This is a genomic window from Crateriforma spongiae, assembly GCF_012290005.1.
GTDB classification, from domain to species: Bacteria; Planctomycetota; Planctomycetia; order Pirellulales; family Pirellulaceae; genus Crateriforma; species Crateriforma spongiae.
The window spans coordinates 258,269-278,006 of record NZ_JAAXMS010000004.1; the positions used below are offsets into that span (position 1 = coordinate 258,269).

Genomic DNA, 19,738 nt, shown 5'->3' on the forward strand with positions numbered 1-19,738 from the left:
CCAGACGATCGGCCCAGCAATCGAATCGTTCCCAGCGTTCACACGGGCACCGGACCGTGTATCGAACTGAGGCGACTGCACCGGTTTTTCGGCAAAACCAAAGCGGTCAATGACATCTCATTTTCGGTCGATCCGGGCCACGTGTTCGGATACATCGGACCCAACGGCGCCGGAAAAACAACGTCGATGCGGATCCTGGCGACGCTGGATTTGCCCAGCTATGGCGACGCCTTTGTCGACGGCTTCAGTGTGGTCAACGACCCCGAATATGTCCGTCGTCGGCTGGGGTTCATGCCTGATTCGTTCGGCACCTATCGCGATGTGAACTGTCGCGAGTACTTGGACTTCTTCGCACGAGCCTATGGGTTGTCCGGCGACGATCGTCTGCGGCGTTTGCGTTGGGTGTTGAACTTCACCGGCACCGAGGGCATGGCCGAAAAACCCATTCGTGGGCTCAGCAAAGGCATGAAGCAACGTTTGTGTTTGGGGCGTGCCCTGATTCATGATCCGGCAGTTTTGATTTTGGACGAACCGGCGGCCGGACTGGACCCGCGAGCACGAATTCAATTACGGCGGATGATTCGTGAATTGGCCGACCGAGGAAAAACGATTCTGATCAGCAGTCACATTTTGACCGAACTAGCGGAAATCTGTGACACCGTTGGCATCATCGAACAAGGACAATTGTTGGCAACGGGGTCGGTCGAACAGATCCAACACCAACAGGCGTCGCACCGCGACTTGAAGATTCGAATTTTACAACGTGCCGATCAGGCCGCCCGTTGGTTGGAGCCTTTGGACCAAGTGGATTCCGTGGTGGTCGACGGCGAATTAGTGCGTTTTGAATTTCACGGCGACATTCAAGAACAAGCGGATTTGGTAGCCAAGTTGTGCGGTGAGGGTTTCCTGGTCGCCGAGATTGAATCTCATAAGAAAAGTCTGGAAGACGTCTTTCTGCAAGTCACCGAAGGGTTGGTGCAGTAGACCCACATCCAAACACCGGCAGATTCATGCGAAATAAAGCTGATCGCTTTGTTTAGGCATGAGTTGCCGAAATCAGGTGCCAAGTGGATTTTGGAAAGTAAAACACAGAGGCACCGAGGGCACAGAGAATCCGTCCGCGTACCTGCTCTGTGATCTCCGTGCCTCCGTGTTTCAAAAATCCCGCTCACTCCATCCAGGCTCAATTTTTGAAAACAATGGGAGCAGGATTCGATTCCTTTTCTCCAGCAGACAACGTGTGGGCTTGATGTGATCGATCGTCATGGCCCGGTCGACGATTTGCCCCCACAGGCGGTCGGTGTGACTCGGGTAAACGTGACGAGTGGTCCGGTTTTGAAATGATCCGCCATTTTGTTCAGTGGCCTGCGAAGTTTCCGAAAAGCGAAAATTGGTGGTCTCGGCAGTCCGGCGGCGCTTCTGTGGGGTTGAACACGATAAACTGGACCGGATCGATTTCGTGTTCGCCCTGACCCGGAGCCTCCGATTGTCGTTGAGTTCTTTTTCGTCCCGAAGCATTGAAACCCGTCCCACCACGGCCCGTTGGCGCCACGCCATGGTCGTAACTCTGGCGATTCTGTTGACTCTCGTTTCGTCGACCGACGCCGCGGATCTGGCCACTGCCGAACTGCTGTACCGCACCGGTGATTTGAAGGGGGCCCAGGAGATTTCCGTTGCGGAAGTCCAGCGTGGCGTGTGGAACGAACGCTGGTCGCGTCTGCTGATGCGATGCCAGATGGATCGCGGACAGTACGCCCAGGCGGTGCAGACGTACGAAAAAGCGATCTTGCGGTATTCCGGCAGCCTGGTTTTGCGACAACTGGGCATCGACGCCTATCAGTACACGGGCAACCAGGAGAAAGCCCGACAGGCACAGGCGGCATTCATGGACGTTTTGCGGCGTAGTTCGCGGTACGCCACCGGTGACAATGTGATCGCAGCCGGTCGGTTCTACGTCCGACGTGGGGAAGACGCCCGATTGATCCTGGAACAGTTTTACGACCGCGTCCGCGATGCCGACCCCAAGTACGTTGAATCGTATATCGCAACGGCGGAATTGGCGATCACCAAGGGAGACTTCAAAGTCGCCGCTGACACACTGCGTGCGGCCGAGAAGCTTGCCGAATCCGATCCGCGCATTTACTACCTGTTATCTCGGTCCTTGCAATCGTCCGATCGTGCAGCGGCCGCCGAAGCATTGGAAATGGCACTGTCGATCAACCCACGGCATGTTGACAGCTTGCTGTTGGATGCCGAACGTTCGATCGATGCCGAACAATTCGATGCAGCGGAGGATCGCATCACCGAGGTCTTGCAGATCAATGTCCATGAGCCTCGTGCTTGGGCCTTGTTGGCGGTGCTGGCCAATTTGGACGGTCGATACGAAGTCGAAAAGCTGATGCGGGCGGCGGCGCTTTCGACGTGGCCGACCAACCCGGAAGTCGATCATTTGATCGGTCGCAAACTTTCGGACAAATACCGCTTTGCCGAGGGCAGTGAGTATCAACGGGCCGCCTTAGCGTTCGACACGGGGTATGGCCCGGCAAAGTTCCAGCTTGCCCAAGACTTGTTGCGTCTGGGGTTTGACGACGTCGGCTGGGCTTTGGCCGAACAGGTCAACGAATCAGACCCCTACAACGTGACCGCGTACAACTTGATCAGTCTGTATGATTCGATCAAAGACTTCTCCACTCTGTCAGCGGACAATCTTCACGTCCGCATGGATGCCCGCGAAGCTGCGGTGTACGGCGGCGACGTTTTGGAGCTATTGACCGAAGCCCAAGCGGTGCTGTGTAAGAAATATGGCGTGACGCTGGATCAGCCGGTCGTTGTCGAGATCTTTCCCAAGCAGGAGGACTTTGCGATTCGCACCTTCGGGCTTCCGGGCGGAGCCGGGTTCTTGGGCGTTTGTTTCGGCAATGTTGTGACGGCGAACAGTCCGGCATCACAGGGGGCGACGCCGTCGAATTGGCAAGCCGTTTTGTGGCACGAATTTTGTCACGTCGTGACGTTGAATAAAACCAAAAACCGCATGCCGCGTTGGCTTAGCGAAGGCATTTCGGTCTATGAGGAACGTCAGCGGGACCCGTCTTGGAGCGAACAAATCACGCCGACTTACAAGATGATGGTTCGCGACGGCGAATTGGTTCCGATCAGCCAGTTAAGCGCGGCGTTTTTGGCGCCCAAGTCACCGGTTCATCTGCAGTTCGCGTATTACCAATCGTCACTGGCGGTGGAATACCTGATGGATCAATACGGTCAAGAGAAAGTGAACGCGGTGTTGGACGATCTCGGCAATGGCCGATCGATGAACGACGCGTTACAGGCCAATTTGGGATCGCTGGCCAGATTGGACCAGGGGTTTTTGACCTACGCCACATCGGTCGCCGAAGATTTCGGCAAGGGCGTTCAGTGGGATCCCGATGGACCGCCCGAAGGCGGCGATCCGGATGCGATTGCGGAATGGATGAAGCAACATCCGCAGGATTATCGAAGTCTGCGGTTGCAAGCGGACACCTTGGCCGAGGCCGGCCAGCGGGATGAAGCAATCGAGATCTATCAACGACTGTTGGATGCCGGTGTTGATCATGGGGATCGTGGCGGCGTGTTGGCTGCGTTGGCGTCGCTGTATCGCAAAAATGGCGATGTCGAAAAGGAAACCGAAACGCTGCGCCGGCAAGTGTCCAAGAACGATGACCTGTGGCCGGCGCACGCGCGGCTTGCGGAGTTGGCGGCCGAGCGGAAAGACTGGGAAGAAGTTCATGATCAGGCCCGGCGAATTTTGGCGATCAATCCCCTGATGACCGTGGGGCACACTTGGGCCGATCGGGCGGCGAAGGAATTGAATCGGCCCGCGGATCGGATCGCTCCGTTGAAAGCCCTGTTGGAACTTGACCCCATCGATCCGGTCGGGCTGCACTATGAACTGGCGACGTGCTGGGAACAGTTGGACAATACGGTGGCGGCCAAACGATCGGTCTTGAAAGCGCTGCAAGACGCGCCACGCTTTCGCGATGCTTTGGCGTTGCTGGTTCGCGTCAGTCGCGCGGATACCGAGGATGCGAATGACGAAGCATCAGCGGATTTCGATGACAGCGGCACCGGCGATACCGACGCGGATGATACGTCCTTGTCCAATGAAACAGACAAACGTGTCGAATCAGAAACCGGTGGCCCCGGTGGGGGCAGCATCGCCGATGAACCCGAACCCGTCGAAGGAGCCCGGCCATGATGCTGCGACGGCCACGAACGGTTTTCGTTTCCGCGATCTTGCTGGTGATGCTGTCCGCGGTGGCGTTCAGCCAGTCGCGCCGCTGGCGTGGCGGGTACGGCTATGGCTGGGGCGGTCGCGATTGGCGCGACGCCGGACGTAATGGCGTTCCCGAATGGGAAACCGACGCGGACTTTGAAACGGATTTATTCACGTTTGTGCGGATCCGATACGAATCGTGGGGCGGTCGCGGCGGTCGATGGGCAACGGACTTCCGCGATAGTGATTTGAATTTCTCACTTCGGCTGCATCAGTTGACTTCGCTGAAGGTGAACCCCGAGCCAATTGTTCTGGATCTGACCGACGATCGTTTGTTCGACTATCCGTTCATCTACATGATCGAACCGGGCGAATTGTACTTTCGTGATGATGAGGTCACCGCACTTCGAAAGTACTGCTACAACGGCGGCTTTCTGATGGTGGACGATTTTTGGGGTGATCGTGAATACCAAAACTTGGCTGAACAGCTGCGACGTGTGTTTCCCGATCGAACGCCCAGCGAAGTGCCGCTGGAACACGAGATCTTTCATAACGTTTACGATTTGAAGGAAAAGCCGCAGGTACCCGCGATCGGACAAGCACGGCGCCGTGCCGATGGTTCAATCGAAACGTGGGAACGGTCTTGGAACAACGATACCGAAACGCCCCACTATCGCGCGATCTACGACGACGCGGGACGCATCATGGTTTTCATTTGTCACAACACGGATTTGGGCGACGGATGGGAACGCGAAGGCGAAGACCCGTGGTACTTCAACGAGTTTTCCGTCAAGAAGGCTTACCCGTTGGGGATCAACATCGTCACCTATGCGATGACCCACTGAATCCAATCCCATGCCGATCAAGGTGATTCGGCCCATCGCTGGCGTCGAACCCGCCGGGACGCTTCCCCGCCCCACCATCCTTCAACAAGCAATCCCATCATGATGAACGTCGAAGAAGAAGGCCGCGTCGTACAACAGTTGCGCGATGGTCGCACGCAGATCGAGGCCGAATTGGCCAAGACGATCGTCGGTCAAAAGGATGTGATCGAACAGTTGTTGATCTGTCTGGTCGCCGGCGGGCATTGTTTGATCACCGGTGCACCCGGCTTGGCGAAAACGTTGTTGGTGCGCAGTGTCGCCCAAGTCTTTCGGCTGCGGTTCCAGCGGATCCAGTTCACGCCCGACCTGATGCCGGCGGACATTACGGGAACGGAAATCTTGGAAGACACCCACGACGGACATCGTCAGATGCAGTTCGTCAAAGGCCCGATCTTTGCCAACGTGATTCTGGCGGATGAAATCAACCGGACGCCGCCAAAGACACAAGCGGCGTTGTTGGAAGCAATGCAGGAGCATCAGGTCACCGCGGGCGGTCAAAAATACACGTTGGACGAGCCGTTCTTTGTCTTGGCGACTCAGAACCCAATCGAGATGGAAGGCACGTATCCGTTGCCGGAGGCTCAGTTGGATCGGTTCATGTTCAACGTTTTGATCGATTACTTGCCGCCGGCGGACGAATTGGCGGTGGTGCTGCAGACGACCGCTTCAAAGCCGGAGCCGATCGAAGCATTGTTCAGCGGCGAAGACGTGATCAACTTTCACGAAGCGGTTCGCCGTGTACCGATCGCCGACGAAGTGGCAAAAATGGCGGTGAAACTGGTCGACAGCAGCCGGCCGGGGCGCGACGGGACGCCGGACTTTGTGAACCAGTATGTCAGCTGGGGCGCGGGCTTGCGGGCCGCACAGACGTTGGTGTTGGGCGGCAAGGCACGCGCGCTACTGCGTGGTAACGCACACGTCAGCTTTGACGATATTCGTGCCCTGGCTCAACCAACCCTGCGGCACCGCGTTCTGCTGAGTTATAAAGCGGAAGCGGAAGGCTTGAGCGTGGAAAATGTGATCGACCAATTGTTGGAACACGTCGGCTAAGCGGTTTTTACCATCGTCGCCTTTCGCTCCGCGAAAGTTGCGTTCCATGCCCTCCGCTACTTTCGCGGAGCGAAAGGCGACAATTTGTTTCGCGGAGCGAAAGACGGCTTTTTACCAGGCCAGCCGTTTCAGCGTTTCCTTGTCTTTGATCAACACGCCGTCGCTTAGCATGACCGGTGGTGCCCAGGTGGGCTGATCCGACACGTCATAGCGTTCGACTTCGCGATAAGCGTCCGGCGTCGCTTCAGCGATCACCAGTTTGCCGGTGTCCAACAGCGCGACGATGTGACCGTCGGCTGCCAACAACATCACGTTGTCGCCGGTGCGTGGTGGTCCCGTCCAACGTACTTCGCCGCTGGTCGGATCCAAGCAAAACAGCCGGCCACGGTCGTACTGCGAAAACCCATACACGTTGCCTTCATAGGCGATGGCCGAACTCATGTTCAACGCCACGTCGTCTTGATGCCAAACGGGCTTTGCCGACCAGACTTCGCCGTCGTTTTCAATCGACAAGCCATGTGCACCACGGTTTTCACCGCTTAAGAAAATGGTCGATCCGATGATCGTCGGTGTCGGCATGTTTTGGTCGCTGCCGACGTGAGGAAAGGGGTATGACCACAATGGCTGTCCATCGTTCAAGCGGACACCAACCAGCGATTGATGATTCCACTGAACGACTTGTTCGGTCCCGTCGATGGTGGCGATCAGCGGTGATGAATAGGACGCCCCTTCGGTTCCCGATCGCCAAACCGTTTCACCGGTTTCCGCGTTGAACGCGAACAACGCTCCGTCGTCGTCGCCGCCCAAGTGCAACACGACCAAGCCTTCGGCAACGACCGGCGATGCACTGGCACCCCAGTACGGGTACGGTGCGGAGAAGTCTTTGGTCAGATCCCGTTGCCACAATTGACGACCGCTGGACGCATCAAAGGCGGACAAGACCGATGTGATGCTGTGCGTAAAGACGCGGCCGTCGGCATAGGCTGGCGACGCTTTGGGGCCTTTGCCATGCCACTCACCGCCGTTGCCCATCTTGAACGGGACCGGCGTCGACTGTTTCCAAACCACATCACCGGAATCGACACGGATGCACCACAACACTTCGGCGTCGTTCTGGCGTGCGTGTTGAAACACATGATCCCCGACCAACAAGGGCGACCCATACCCGGTGCCGACATTGATCGACCAACGCTCGTTCAGTTCGTCCGGCAGCGAATCGGGCAATTCCACCCCGCGGGCAATCCCGTCGCGTTGGGGACCCAACCAACCGGTCCAGTCATCCTGGGCCGGCACCGTGTCGGCCCACATCAGCCCGATCAAAAACAGAGCAGCAAAGTGTTTTGTCATCACGTGAATCTTTTTTGGTTGGATGGGACCAAGGAACCAGCCGGTCGTGTCTGTGACCTGTTCATAACGCCACACGCGTGCCCGAAGTCAGCATCGACTATAAAGGAGGCTCCAACGGCTTGGCAAAACCGTATGCCGTGAAAATAGCGGCCTCGCCGCGACGCCCGCCTGATTGCATCAAAACTAAACGCGTCCCCCCATCATGTCACTCAGCTTGCTCCATCGGTCTTCTGGCACCGCGAATCGCGTCAGGGCCGGTTTCTGGTTTGGTTGTTTGGCCGTCGTTTGTCTGTTCGCGGCAGAACCGTCCCAGGCAGCGGCTGAACCGCTTCCCAACATCGTCATCGTTTACGCCGACGACATGGGTTATGGAGACTTGGCGGTCCAAAATACTGATTCCAAAATTCCGACGCCCAATCTGGATCGACTGGCAAGCGAAGGGATGCGGTTCACTGATGCACACAGTTCGTCAGGCATCTGCACACCCAGCCGCTATGCACTGCTGACCGGACGCTATCACTGGCGAAAGTTCCACGGCATCGTCAATTCGTGGGGCGAATCCGTGTTCGATCCACACCGCACGACATTGCCGGAAATGCTGAAGTCACGCGGTTATGCGACCGCCTGCATCGGCAAATGGCATCTGGGCTGGGACTGGGCGGCGCTGCGAAAGCCCGACGCCCAGATGATCGGCACGGGGCGAAAACGCACTTGGCCGGCCGATGCCTATGATTGGTCCCAGCCGATTCCCGACGGCCCGTTGGCACACGGGTTCGATCATTACTTTGGCGACGACGTCCCGAACTTTCCGCCCTATGCGTGGATCAAAGACGACCGCGTGGTTCAGCCGCCGACGGTGCCTTACGCCCCCAATCCTGAACCGGACGAAGGGTCCGCCGAAGGGCGGCCGGGACCGATGGTCGACGGATGGCGACAAGACGACGTGATGCCGACCTTGACCGAACATGTCGTGCAATGGGTGGATCAGGCGACCAAAGACGATCGTCCGTTTTTTTTGTATTGGCCATGGACTTCGCCGCACGCACCGATCATTCCCACCGAAGCATGGAAGGGTAAAACGGATGCCGGGCCCTACGGCGACTTCATCGCGCAAAGCGATCACCATCTGGGCCAATTACTCAATGCGTTGGACCAGAACGGTTTGACCGAAAACACTTTGTTGATTTTCAGTGCCGACAATGGTCCCGAAAAATACGCCTACGAACGGATTCGCAATCACGACCACCGCAGTACCGGTCCGTTGCGTGGATTGAAGCGTGATATTTGGGAAGGCGGACACCGTATACCGATGCTGATTCGATGGCCGGGCCACGTCCAGCCCGGAACCGTCAACGACGGGTTGATCAGCCAAGTCGACTTGTTCGCCACCTTGGCGGCGGTCGTCGGCGCGGACGTGCCCGAGGGGATGGCCGAAGACAGCCATGATCAAACGGCACTGCTACGCGGTGAATCATCGGCACGTGATTCGGTGGTGCACAACACGTACGCGAACAAGTTTGCATTTCGCGAAGGCGATTGGGTGCTGGTCGATGCAAAGACCGGCAACCACAGTGCGGTGCCGGCTTGGTTTGATGAAGCCTTCGGCTATGCCAAAGATGATTCTTCCGCGGCACTGTATCGTTTGTCGGACGACTTGTCCCAACACGATAACTTGATCGACAGGTACCCGGACAAGGCGGACGATCTGCGTGCCAAACTGAATCGCACGCGGACGCATGGCGAGGTCCGTGCCTTGAAATAGTGCTGTCGATTCAATCGCCGTGATCGTCCCCTTTGCTTTCGTTCCATCTCGCCCGCCTCGTATTGATCCTGCCAAGTTTTGGTCTGCCCCAACATGAAACGTCGCCATTTCCTGTCCGCCGGTTTGTTTGGCAGTTTGGCTGCCACGATGCAGCGTTGTCTTGCCGATGCGGGATCGACACCCCAGATCTTGTTGCGTTCGTCTTGGCAAACGGTCAACATCGGCGACATCGCGCACACGCCGGGATTGCTGCATATTTTGGAGCAATACCTGCCATCGGCTCAGGTGCATCTGTGGCCATCGAAGATCGACAACGGCGTGGATCAGTTGTTGATGAATCGGTTCCCGAAACTGAACATTTTGCGAAACGAATCGGACCGCCAAGCGGCGATCCAGTCATGTGATTTCTTTCTGCACGGCAGTGGTGCTTCGCTTGTCGCAGAAAAGGACATTGCACGTTGGCGCGAAGCGACCGACAAACCGTATGGGGTTTATGGCATCACGTTGCCCAGGAAGAAGTCTTCGTCCACCACGGCCACATCGGACGAAGCGATGGCACGGACGATCGAACATCTGACGAATGCCGACTTTGTGTTCTTCCGCGATTCTGTGTCATTGGGACTAGCCAAATCACTGGGGTGCCAGTGTCCCGTGATGCAATTCGGGCCGGACGCCGCGTTTGCGTGTGACCTGCGTGATGATGCCGCAGCTGATGCGTTTCTTCGAAGCCACGATCTGACGCCGAAGCAGTTTTTGTGCTGCATCCCACGATTACGCTACACGCCGTACTGGACAATCCCGTCGAAGAAGCGGCCGATGGATCCGGTGAAGCATCAGCGGAACGAACAGATGCGTGAACACGACCATCGCCCGTTGCGTGATGCGATCACACGTGTGGTCCGGGAAACGGAGATGAAGATCTTGCTGTGTCCCGAAGACCAGACGCAGATGGCAGTGGGCAAACAAAACGTTTACGACAAGCTGGACGATGATGTTCGCAAACGTGTGGTTTGGAAACCGGATTATTGGCTGACTGGTGAAGCCGTCAGTGTTTATACGCGAAGTGCGGGCCTGTTCGGCAACGAAATGCATTCGCCGATCATGTGCATCGGCCACGGAATCCCCGCGATTGTATGTCGCTTTGCCGAACAGACCAGCAAAGGGATGATGTGGCGAGACATCGGATTACAAGATTGGTTGTTCGACTTGGACGACGAACAAGACGTCGCCCGGATTCCCGACACGGTATTGCAAATGGCGACTGATCAGGATGCCGCGAAACAAAAGGCCGCGGAAGCTAGCAAGCGTGTCCGCGGCTATCAAGCCGACACGATGCGAATCTTGTCCCGTTCGTTGCAAGCGTAGGAAACGTTGATACCGTCGATCAGGCTGGGTTGCGCAAGATGTCCGTCACCACGTTGCCGGCCACATCGGTCAATCGAAAATCACGTCCGGCGTATCGATAGGTCAACCGTTTGTGGTCCAGCCCCATCAGGTGCAGGATCGTGGCGTGCCAGTCGTGAATGTGACACGGGTTTTCGACGGCTTTGAATCCAAATTCGTCGGTCGCCCCGTAGCTGATTCCGCCTTGAACGCCGCCACCGGCCATCCACAACGTGTAGCCGTTGTTGTTGTGATCGCGTCCGTCGCCACCGGGGGCATCCGGGGTGCGTCCAAATTCACCTCCCCAGATCACCAGGGTGTCTTTCAACAGGTCGCGTTGTTTCAAGTCGGCTAACAAGCCGGCGATCGGCAAATCGACTTCGCCACATCGTTGGGGCAGCGATGTGGATAGCCGGAAGTGGTGATCCCAGTTTCCATGGGTGACTTCGACAAAACGCACGCCTGCTTCGGCAAACTTGCGAGCCATCAAGCACTGCATCCCAAAGCTGGACGTTGTCGGATTGTCCAAACCGTAAAGGCGTCGCGTCGCATCGGATTCATCGCCGATGTCCATCAACTCGGGAACCGCGTCTTGCATGCGAAACGCCAGTTCCAACGATTCAATCGCACCCTCGATCGCGGCATCCCGTGAATCGCCGGACAGTTTGCGACGGTTCAGCGATTGAATGTAGGCCAATTGACGTCGCTGGGCCGATTCGCCAAGTCGGTCGTTCTTGATGTCGGGAACTTGATCGGCGGGATTGCTGGGACTTTGACGACGATTGGTCGCCACACGCCGGGATGCGCGGCCGATCCCGGTGCCCTGGTACACCGCGGGCAAGAACGCGCTGCCCATGTTCTGTGACGCACCACGCGGCGGATTCAGTGAAATGAATCCCGGCAGACTTTCGTTTTCCGTTCCCAAACCGTACAGCGTCCACGCCCCCAACGACGGACGAACGAACTGGGCGTTGCCCGTGTGCATTTGCGTCAACGCTCTCGGGTGCACCGGTTGGTCACAGTGCATCGAACGAATCAATGCCAAGTCGTCGGCATGTTTGGCGACGTTGGGGAACAGGTCGGAAATCCATAACCCACTTTCGCCACGCTGGCGGAACTTCCACTGCGACGCCAACAGACGGCCACCATAGACCCCCGGTCGACCCGCGTTTTCTTGCAGCTCCGGTTTGTAGTCAAACGTGTCGACGTGTGACGGACCGCCCTGCATGCACAGGAAAATCACTCGTTTGGCGGTCGCCGGGAAATGCGGTGACTTCGCGGCCAGCGGGTTCGGCGACGATTGATCTGTCGCTGCTTCGTCCGTTTGTGACGCGATTGCTGCGTTGCGTCCGCTGATCCCGGCGAAGGCCAGGTAGCCGAATCCGGCCGAAGCGGTTTGTAACCAGTGGCGTCGCGATCCGATTCCGAAAGAAGGATTCATGGCTGGTTTGACTTTCTAATCGAGGTAACGGAATTCGGCCGAAGCCAATAAGCTGTGACAAAACTGACGGACCGCTTCGACATTGACGTCGCTGCGACTGTTGCGTTGCTGAGGAAACCGTCGGCCGGAAAACCGTGATGCACGATTCATCCCAGGGCGTCCAAACGAACCCGTCGATGCGAATGATTCTTCTTTTTTGGTCGACGCGGCGGTGCGTAGAAAGCGGACCGCCTGGGCGATTTCATCGGCGGTGGCTTCCCTGGCATAGGCGATCAAGTAAGCGTCACGAATCAGATCGGCCGGGCGATCATTTTCGCGAATCAAACGCCGGGCGAAGTCATCGCTGCAGCGGATCACCAAATCGTTGTTCAACAAGAAAAGGGCCTGTTGTGCCGTGTTGGAACTGTCGCGTTTACCGATCAACATGTTTGTGTCGGCAAAGTCGAACACGTCCAGCGAACGGGGGACCGATCCACGGGCGATCGGCAAATAGACGCTGCGGTCGTTGGACCGAACATCCGCCGGGGCACTTGGGTCGACTGGCGGAGGCGATGGCTGCCCCTGTTGGGAATTCCCACGCCGTCGTCGCATGGCGTCACGCATTCGCCCCAACGACGATTCGTTAAAACGCGATTGAATCGTTTTGACGATCTCGTCACGGATTGCCACTCGAGGCGGACGACCATCGGGACCCAAGACCGTGGGACCGTATTCCGCGATTTCCGAGGCACGCGGCGTCTGATGATTCAAACGGTCGGCCGCCACCAGCATCGCGTCGCGAATCGATTCGGCGTTCAAACGTCGGTAGGTTCCGCGGCTGTAATATTTGTTTTCCGGATCGGCCAAGAAGGAAGCGTCATCGGCGGTGGACGAAAGACGATACGTTCGTGACGTGACGATTTGCCGAACCATCGATTTCACCGACCAGTCGTTTTCGACAAACTGAGCGGCCAGGTGATCCAGCAGTTCCGGGTGCGTGGGTGCGGTCCCCGACATGCCAAAGTTGTCAGGGTCTTCCACCAGTCCACGCCCCAGCAGATGCAACCAGATTCGATTGACCATCACCCGAGCGGTCAACGGGTTTTGATCGTCGGTCATCCAGCGGGCCAATTCCAGACGACCGCTTGCATCGGAGGGCATCTGCATCGGATCGTCACACAGAACGCGGACAAGCCCACGCGGGACTTCTTGTGCCGGTTGAGTCACATCGCCACGGATGAACAATCGACCGTCGACCGGAACGTCCTTGTCTTGAACGCCCATGCAAAACGACAGCGGCTGGCCCGACTGGTCGACGGAGTTGGCTTTGGCGGTCAACGTCGCGATCTGTTGATCGATCTGACCTTGGCTGAGTAGATTTCGACGCATCTGAGCATCGCTTGACATATCGGCGGTTTGATTGCGTTGTTGACGTCGGGCTTCGGCGTAATCGATCCGCAACTGAGTCAATCGCTGGGGGATTTCTTTCAGTTCATCAGGATCCACCGATGGATCAAACGGATTGGGGTCATCGATGGGCAGCACCAACAGATCGCTTCCGCGTCGCGCCCGTCGACTGGCGATGCCGCCGAAGTAGGTTTCGGTGCTGGCGAAAATCCCCGCCAAGGCGTAGTAATCGGTTTGTGGGATCGGGTCGAACTTGTGGTCGTGGCATCGTGCGCAAGCGACCGAGACGCCAAGGATCGCACGCGTGGTGGTGTCGATTTGTTCGTCGATCAAATCGGCTTGGAACTGACGCGGGTTTTGTTCGGTCAGCGTTTTCGGGCCGATCGCCAGGAAGCCGGTTGCGATCAAATGCTCGGCCCATTGCTGATCCGATTCGGCGGGCAACAGGTCGCCGGCAATCTGTTCGCGGACGAACTGATCGTAGGGTTTGTCGTCGTTGAACGAATCGATCACATAGTCGCGATACCGCCACGCATGGGGAAACGTCATGTCGGCTTCCTTGCCGCTGGATTCCGCGTACCGTGCGACGTCCAACCAGTGCCGGCCCCAATGGCGTCCGAATTCGTCGGAATCTAACAAACGATCGGTTGCCCAGCGGATCGCACGCTGTGGGTTCTTTTCCCAAGCCGATTGAAAGCTGCGAATCTGCTGCGGGCTGGGCGGCAATCCGGTCAAGTCGAAACACAACCGGCGTAGCACGACGTTTGCTTCCGCGTCGACGGCGGGCTGCAGATCATTCGATCTCATTTTTGCGAAGACGAATTGATCGATTTCGCTGGTGGACCAATCGTCGTCGCTGACTTGCGGCGGATCGGTGGGGCTGACTGGTTGGTAGGCCCAGTGTGCTTTGCCTTGCCGGATGTCTTCGTCGGTCACACCGCTGTCGACATGTTGAATTTCTTGAACTCGTGGATCGGGGGCGCCCATCTCGATCCACTGTCGAAAGTCGTCGATCGTTTGGGCGGGCAGTCGACCGCCGGGTGGCATCCGAAAATCTTCGTAGGTGATTGCGTTGTACAGAAGGCTTTCAACCAGATCGCCTGGGACGATCGCCGGTCCGCTGTCGCCGCCATCCGCCAATCCACGTCGACTGTCCACCAGCAAACCGCCACGCACGCCGTTGCCGTCGCTGCTGTGGCATCGGTAGCAGTGTTCAACCAGCACCGGCCGGATTTTCGTTTCAAAGAATCGCAGTTGTTCCGGTGTGATGTTGGCGTCCGTGTCTTCCTGGGCCGACGCCGTCATGGTCCAAGCGACCGAACAACCGATCATCCAACTGGCCAAAATGGCAAGACGCGCCCAAGGTGACCGATTTGGCACGGATGTGGATTCGGCGGAGCGAGAGATCGCTGGCATTGTACGCACCGTGGAAAAGAAGAGACTTCTGCGATGAAAAGACCTGCGGTGCATCGCGACATGGCGATGCACCGGAGCGGATAGCTGGATCGGTCAAGCCTGACGGAGTGATGATCACTCGGCATTCGGTCGTTTGGGACGGACGCCTTTGCCGGCACCTTCTTCACTTTCACCGCGACGTCCGCGTTGGCCGGCCATCTTTTTGCCCATTTCCGCCAACTCGGCTTCGTCCAAAGCACCGTCGCCGTTTTGGTCGATTCGATCCAAGGCACGCTGCATGCCTTGAGGAATCTCGTCGCCGGACAATTTGCCGTCGCCATCGGTGTCACGCATCGACATCATTTTCTTCAGTCGTTCGGATGCATCGGCGTCATCGCCGCCTCGGAAACGTTGCTGGCGTTGCTTACGGGCTTGATCGCCATCTTGGCCGCCTTCGCCGCGTCCGGGCATGAACCCGCGTCGTCCGAATGCTCGATCGTCGTCGCCCGAACCGGCACCGCGACCGCGTCCTTGCCCCATTGAAGGCATCAATTCACGAGTGCTGACGGTGCCGTCACCGTCACGGTCCAGCTTGGCCAGTGCCGCCGAAGCACCGGCGATTTCTTCTTTGGACAATTCGCCATCACCGTCGGCGTCCAACGCCCGAACCAATGGCATGCGGCGGATCATGTCCATGAACGGCGGGCGATCGCCCGATCCACCAGGCCCGGCACCGGGACCGCCGGCGCCGCGACCAGCACGGAAGCGGCCGCGTGGCGAATCCGAATCATCGTCGGCCCATGCGGGAGTCATCATCATGGCGGCGGCCAACAGAACCGCGAAACGGCAGGTAAGATTCATCGTGGGGTCCACTTTTGGATGGGATGGAGCGGATCGGACATCGATTCGCGGGCGAAAGCACCATCGGCCGGATCGCCGCAAGTGTTCGGTGTCCTGGAATGTCTGTACTTTGGGTACCGACGCGGATTCGGGACCATCCACGGGCAAAATTTGGAAAGTTGGAATTTCTTTGGAAGACCAAAACTCCAGTTCGATCGATGCGGCGGAAGCGACGCTGCTAAGGCGATTGCGTGCGGGCGGTCCGTCTGCACTGGCGGATGTGTTTTCGACCTACCAAGAACGTCTGCACCGCATGGTCTCGTTTCGACTGGACCCACGTGTCCGCGGACGGATCGATGCGGCCGACGTATTGCAGGAAGCGTACCTACGGATTTCACGCCGGTTGGTGGATTTTCTGGACCAGCCATCGGTATCGTTCTTTGTCTGGGTGCGACAACAGACGCTGCAAGTGCTGATCGACATGCAGCGGACACAGTTCCGCGAAGCACGCAGCCCGCAACGTGAAATTCGGTTGGCCACACCGGGCGATTCCGCGGCGACCAGTTTGTCGATCGCGTGTCGTCTGGTCGACGCGATCCAGTCCCCCAGCCAGATCGTCAGCCGAAACGAAGCCCTGCATCGCGTCCGTGAGGCGTTGGAATCAATGAACCCGATTGATCGTGAAGTTTTGGCGTTGCGACATTTTGAACAACTCGGCAACGCGGAAGTCGCACAGATTCTGAATCTCAGCCCCACCGCCGCCAGCAATCGATACGTGCGCGCCGCCGGTCGGTTGGCCGACATTGTCAGTCAGGTTCGTGCCGACACGTCCGGACAGCCCAAGGATGCACCGTGATCGATCCCGGTCGAAATGATCCTGCCCAAGACCGTGCCGGACAAGTCGATCCCGAATCGTCCGACGGAACGATGCCGGTCAGCGACGATTCGCAACACCGACATCCGGTGGATCTAATCGCAGAGGATTTTGCGATGCGAATCCGACGGGGCGAAACGCCGGACATCGAATCGATCGCGGCTTCGCATCCGGAGCATGCCGACATTTTGCGGCAAATGCTGCCGTCGATCGAAGCGATGGAAAAGCTGAACGTCGGCGGAACACGTCGTGACATCTCGGCGACCACCACGGGGGCATTGTCGGCCGACGACGACCTGTCGTTCCATTGCTTCATCGCCCCCGAAAAGATCGGTGACTTTCGAATCGTTCGCCAGATCGCGCGCGGCGGGATGGGCGTCGTCTATGAAGCCGTTCAGGAATCATTGGGGCGACACGTCGCATTGAAAGTGATGAGCTGGCGTGCGGCGGATCACCCGTCCCATCGACAACGATTTCAACGCGAAGCCGAAGCGATCGCCGGCCTTCACCACACGAACATCGTGGCCGTGTATGGCGTGGGCCAGCAAGACGACTTGCTCTTTTATGCGATGCACCTGGTCGACGGCGTCAGTCTGGCCGATTTGCTGGCCGGCACCGGTCCCGATATCGGTGTCGACTTGCAAAATGATCGACAAACCGCTGCCTGGATCGCAACGATCGCCGACGCGCTGCAATACGCGCACGGTCAAGGCGTGCTGCATCGTGACATCAAGCCGGCCAACTTGATGGTTGATCGAGACCATCATGTTTGGTTGACCGATTTTGGGCTGGCCGCCGATCCATCGTCGGACCGCTTCACGCAGACCGGTGAAATCGTCGGCACGTTGCGCTACATGGCACCGGAGCAACTGAAGGGACACCTGGATGTCCGCAGCGACGTGTATTGTTTGGGACTGACGCTGTATGAATTGCTGACCGGGCGTGCGGCGATCCAAGGGACACCCGCGGAATTGTTGTCAGCCGAAAATCGTCGTCGAATTGCACCACCACGTTCGCTGCGTGCAACCATCCCCAGCGATCTGCAGACGATCGTGATGAAGGCGGTTTCGGAAGATCCGACGCATCGGTATGCCACCGCGGGCGAATTTCGCGACGATCTACAGCGTTTTTTAGCCGGGCGACCGATCGCGGCGCGGCGGGTCGGTGCGATGGAGCGGTCTTGGCGTTGGGCCAAACGGAATCCCGGGATCGCGTCGCTTTCGGGAACCGTGTTGGTGCTGTTGTTGTCGGTCATCACGCTGTTGTCGGTCATCAACCGCAGCCGCACACGATCGTTGACGGCAATCGGCAAAGCCTATGACCAGGCAGCCGAAAATCTGCGTCAACGCAGCGCGGCGTTGGACGAAGCGGAACGTGCACGCGAATCGGCCGTCCGCGAGCGATCACGTGCGGAGACGAATCTGTCGCTGGCGTTGTCGGCATTCCAAGAAATCGTGGACAACGTGGCCGGACGAACCGGTGTCGCCGAATCGGTGTGGGAAAGCGTCGGAGACGACTTGATGCGCGACGCCGACTCCGGTGCAACGCTCGGTGACGACGATGTTCAACTGATGGAAAATCTGCTGCAGTTCTTCGAAAAATTCGCCGATGAAAACGCGACCGATTTGCGGATGCCGGCGGCCGACGCACGTCGCAGCATCGGGGACATTCTGTTCCGTCTGGGACGTCCCGACGAAGCGCGTGAGTCCTACGACCAGGCATGGGCAATCTATTCGCAATTACGTGGCGAAGACGAAGGCGACGCCGTTGATTCCACCGTCCCGGTGGAATCGCCCATCGCGGTGGCTTGGGGGCAAATGCGTGTCGCCGCGGCACTGCGACGACCCTCGGACGTTCGGGCTTGGCTGCAACGCTGTCGCCAATGGTGCTTCGAAGGCCAGGCCAAACCCGCGACATCCGATTTGACGTTTCTTTGGGCAAAGTCGCTTCGGCTGGCGGGCAGCTTGACGCTGTCAACGGAGTGGATGACGGGAATGCGGCCATCGACCAACGGCCCTGGTCCGGGACCCGATTCCTTGTTGGCTCGGTTGATGGGGGAATCACGTCGGCGTGGCCCCAACCGCGCGGTGGCGCAGTATCGTTGGCATCAGCAGTGCAGCCGCGAAGCGATCCAGTGGCTGGAGGTCTTGCTGGAGTCAGATCCACAGCGAAAGGTCTACGCCCAAACGCTGGCGGCGGCCCATCAAGACATTGCACGTCAGGATCGAATGCGCCGCGATGAAGCGGAATCGGCAAAACATCATCGCGACGAAGCGATTCGAATCTTGGATGATCTATCCAAACGTTTTCCCGATGATCCCGATATCCAGTATCAGTTCGCTGACACGCTGGCCAGCGCGGCGATCGGCGATTCTAGGCCGGTCGCGTTTTCACGCGCGTCGGATGACTTGCGGCAATCGATTCGTCTGGCCAACGAATTGGTGCGAAAGTATCCCGACAGCGCGGAGTATCAATCGCTGCAGGCCAGCGTTCAAATGAAGCTGGCGATCAGCCAGTATGCGGCCGGACGTGGCGATCGTGCGCAAGATATGATCGACGAAAGCTTGGTGACCCAACGACGGATCGTGCAACAACATCCCGATGTTCCCATGTTCCGCGTTGCTTTGGCACAGTCGTTGTGGAGCATGGCTGATCTGCAGCGTCGTCAACGGAAACCGGTCGATGCACTTCGATCCATCAACGAAGCGATCGAAACATTGGAAAGTGACCAGGGAGGACGCTTTGGCAAAGTCCGCCAGGCGTATCTGAACCAGTTGCGGCAACGTCGCCAGGGGATCCAAAACACTCTGCGTCCCAGCCCACTTCGCGATTCGAGCGGCAACGATGCTTCGGCGGATGCGGCCGAAGCGGCGACGCCTTGATGACGCGGGAGTGTCATCGGCAGTGACTGTGAATCCGCTTTCGTTTCGCCGCACGAATCAAGTTGGACATCTGAATACCAAGGGTCGGACACGCTCGCGTCTCTGACGTTCAATGGCCCATGAAATTTGATGCACACTCGCTCCCGGTGGGTGGTTTTTGATTGCCTGGTAGGGGGTGGCTCCTTACGCTGAATTGGGTGTGTGTCAGGTGCAGTATCGGTCATCTCTTCGCGGGTTCGTTGTGA

At 58.0% G+C, this 19,738-nt stretch carries 12 protein-coding genes; 8 read left to right on the forward strand and 4 right to left on the reverse strand.

What is annotated here, in order from left to right:
- Positions 1–24: 24 nt before the first annotated feature.
- The 4 genes from HFP54_RS12465 to HFP54_RS12480 all read left to right on the forward strand — a co-directional run bounded on the left by HFP54_RS12465 (position 25) and on the right by HFP54_RS12480 (position 6,183).
- Entirely contained in the window at positions 25–984 is a 960-nt protein-coding gene (locus HFP54_RS12465; RefSeq protein ID WP_145304846.1) for an ABC transporter ATP-binding protein, read from the forward strand.
- Positions 985–1,555: 571 nt separating this feature from the next.
- Entirely contained in the window at positions 1,556–4,231 is a 2,676-nt protein-coding gene (locus HFP54_RS12470) for a peptidase MA family metallohydrolase (protein ID WP_235951714.1), read from the forward strand.
- Positions 4,231–5,094 (forward strand): DUF4159 domain-containing protein, encoded by an 864-nt coding sequence (locus tag HFP54_RS12475; protein WP_390657363.1) that lies wholly within the window; start codon positions 4,231–4,233, stop codon positions 5,092–5,094. Before HFP54_RS12470 ends, HFP54_RS12475 begins: the two co-directional genes overlap by 1 nt.
- A gap of 102 nt (positions 5,095–5,196) precedes the next feature.
- Positions 5,197–6,183, forward strand: a complete 987-nt coding sequence (locus HFP54_RS12480) for an AAA family ATPase (protein WP_168565632.1) — start codon at positions 5,197–5,199, stop codon at positions 6,181–6,183.
- A gap of 111 nt (positions 6,184–6,294) precedes the next feature.
- On the opposite strand, the gene HFP54_RS12485 is transcribed toward HFP54_RS12480, so the two are convergent.
- Entirely contained in the window at positions 6,295–7,530 is a 1,236-nt protein-coding gene (locus HFP54_RS12485) for a PQQ-binding-like beta-propeller repeat protein (RefSeq protein WP_168565376.1), read from the reverse strand.
- A 202-nt stretch (positions 7,531–7,732) separates the two neighbouring features.
- Between HFP54_RS12485 and HFP54_RS12490 the strand changes: the two genes are divergently transcribed.
- Both HFP54_RS12490 and HFP54_RS12495 read left to right on the forward strand, forming a co-directional pair.
- Positions 7,733–9,292, forward strand: a complete 1,560-nt coding sequence (locus tag HFP54_RS12490; RefSeq protein WP_168565377.1) for a sulfatase family protein — start codon at positions 7,733–7,735, stop codon at positions 9,290–9,292.
- Between the two features lie 93 nt (positions 9,293–9,385).
- Positions 9,386–10,657, forward strand: coding sequence for a polysaccharide pyruvyl transferase family protein (locus tag HFP54_RS12495; RefSeq protein WP_168565378.1), 1,272 nt, complete (start codon positions 9,386–9,388; stop codon positions 10,655–10,657).
- Between the two features lie 19 nt (positions 10,658–10,676).
- Here HFP54_RS12495 and HFP54_RS12500 read toward each other — a convergent pair whose 3' ends face one another.
- The 3 genes from HFP54_RS12500 to HFP54_RS12510 all read right to left on the reverse strand — a co-directional run bounded on the left by HFP54_RS12500 (position 10,677) and on the right by HFP54_RS12510 (position 15,758).
- Positions 10,677–12,116 (reverse strand): DUF1501 domain-containing protein, encoded by a 1,440-nt coding sequence (locus tag HFP54_RS12500; protein ID WP_168565379.1) that lies wholly within the window; start codon positions 12,114–12,116, stop codon positions 10,677–10,679.
- Between the two features lie 15 nt (positions 12,117–12,131).
- Positions 12,132–14,882, reverse strand: coding sequence for a PSD1 and planctomycete cytochrome C domain-containing protein (locus HFP54_RS12505; protein ID WP_168565380.1), 2,751 nt, complete (start codon positions 14,880–14,882; stop codon positions 12,132–12,134).
- 150 nt (positions 14,883–15,032) lie between these two features.
- Entirely contained in the window at positions 15,033–15,758 is a 726-nt protein-coding gene (locus HFP54_RS12510; protein WP_168565381.1) for a hypothetical protein, read from the reverse strand.
- 88 nt (positions 15,759–15,846) lie between these two features.
- Here HFP54_RS12510 and HFP54_RS12515 point away from each other — a divergent pair, with 88 nt between their 5' ends.
- Both HFP54_RS12515 and HFP54_RS12520 read left to right on the forward strand, forming a co-directional pair.
- The gene (locus HFP54_RS12515) at positions 15,847–16,593 is read left to right on the forward strand and encodes a sigma-70 family RNA polymerase sigma factor (RefSeq protein WP_168565382.1); all 747 of its coding nucleotides are present in this window, start codon (positions 15,847–15,849) and stop codon (positions 16,591–16,593) included.
- Positions 16,590–19,493, forward strand: a complete 2,904-nt coding sequence (locus tag HFP54_RS12520; RefSeq protein ID WP_168565383.1) for a serine/threonine-protein kinase — start codon at positions 16,590–16,592, stop codon at positions 19,491–19,493. Before HFP54_RS12515 ends, HFP54_RS12520 begins: the two co-directional genes overlap by 4 nt.
- Positions 19,494–19,738 lie beyond the last annotated feature (245 nt).

Excerpts from the sequence above, each read along its gene's own strand:
- HFP54_RS12490 (WP_168565377.1), top strand. The coding sequence starts at position 7,733 with ATGTCACTCAGCTTGCTCCATCGGTCTTCTGGCACCGCGAATCGCGTC.
- HFP54_RS12495 (WP_168565378.1), top strand. The coding sequence starts at position 9,386 with ATGAAACGTCGCCATTTCCTGTCCGCCGGTTTGTTTGGCAGTTTGGCT.
- HFP54_RS12470 (WP_235951714.1), top strand. The coding sequence starts at position 1,556 with ATGGTCGTAACTCTGGCGATTCTGTTGACTCTCGTTTCGTCGACCGAC.
- HFP54_RS12510 (WP_168565381.1), bottom strand. The coding sequence starts at position 15,758 with ATGAATCTTACCTGCCGTTTCGCGGTTCTGTTGGCCGCCGCCATGATG.
- HFP54_RS12475 (WP_390657363.1), top strand. The coding sequence starts at position 4,231 with ATGCTGCGACGGCCACGAACGGTTTTCGTTTCCGCGATCTTGCTGGTG.
- HFP54_RS12480 (WP_168565632.1), top strand. The coding sequence starts at position 5,197 with ATGAACGTCGAAGAAGAAGGCCGCGTCGTACAACAGTTGCGCGATGGT.
- HFP54_RS12485 (WP_168565376.1), bottom strand. The coding sequence starts at position 7,530 with ATGACAAAACACTTTGCTGCTCTGTTTTTGATCGGGCTGATGTGGGCC.
- HFP54_RS12500 (WP_168565379.1), bottom strand. The coding sequence starts at position 12,116 with ATGAATCCTTCTTTCGGAATCGGATCGCGACGCCACTGGTTACAAACC.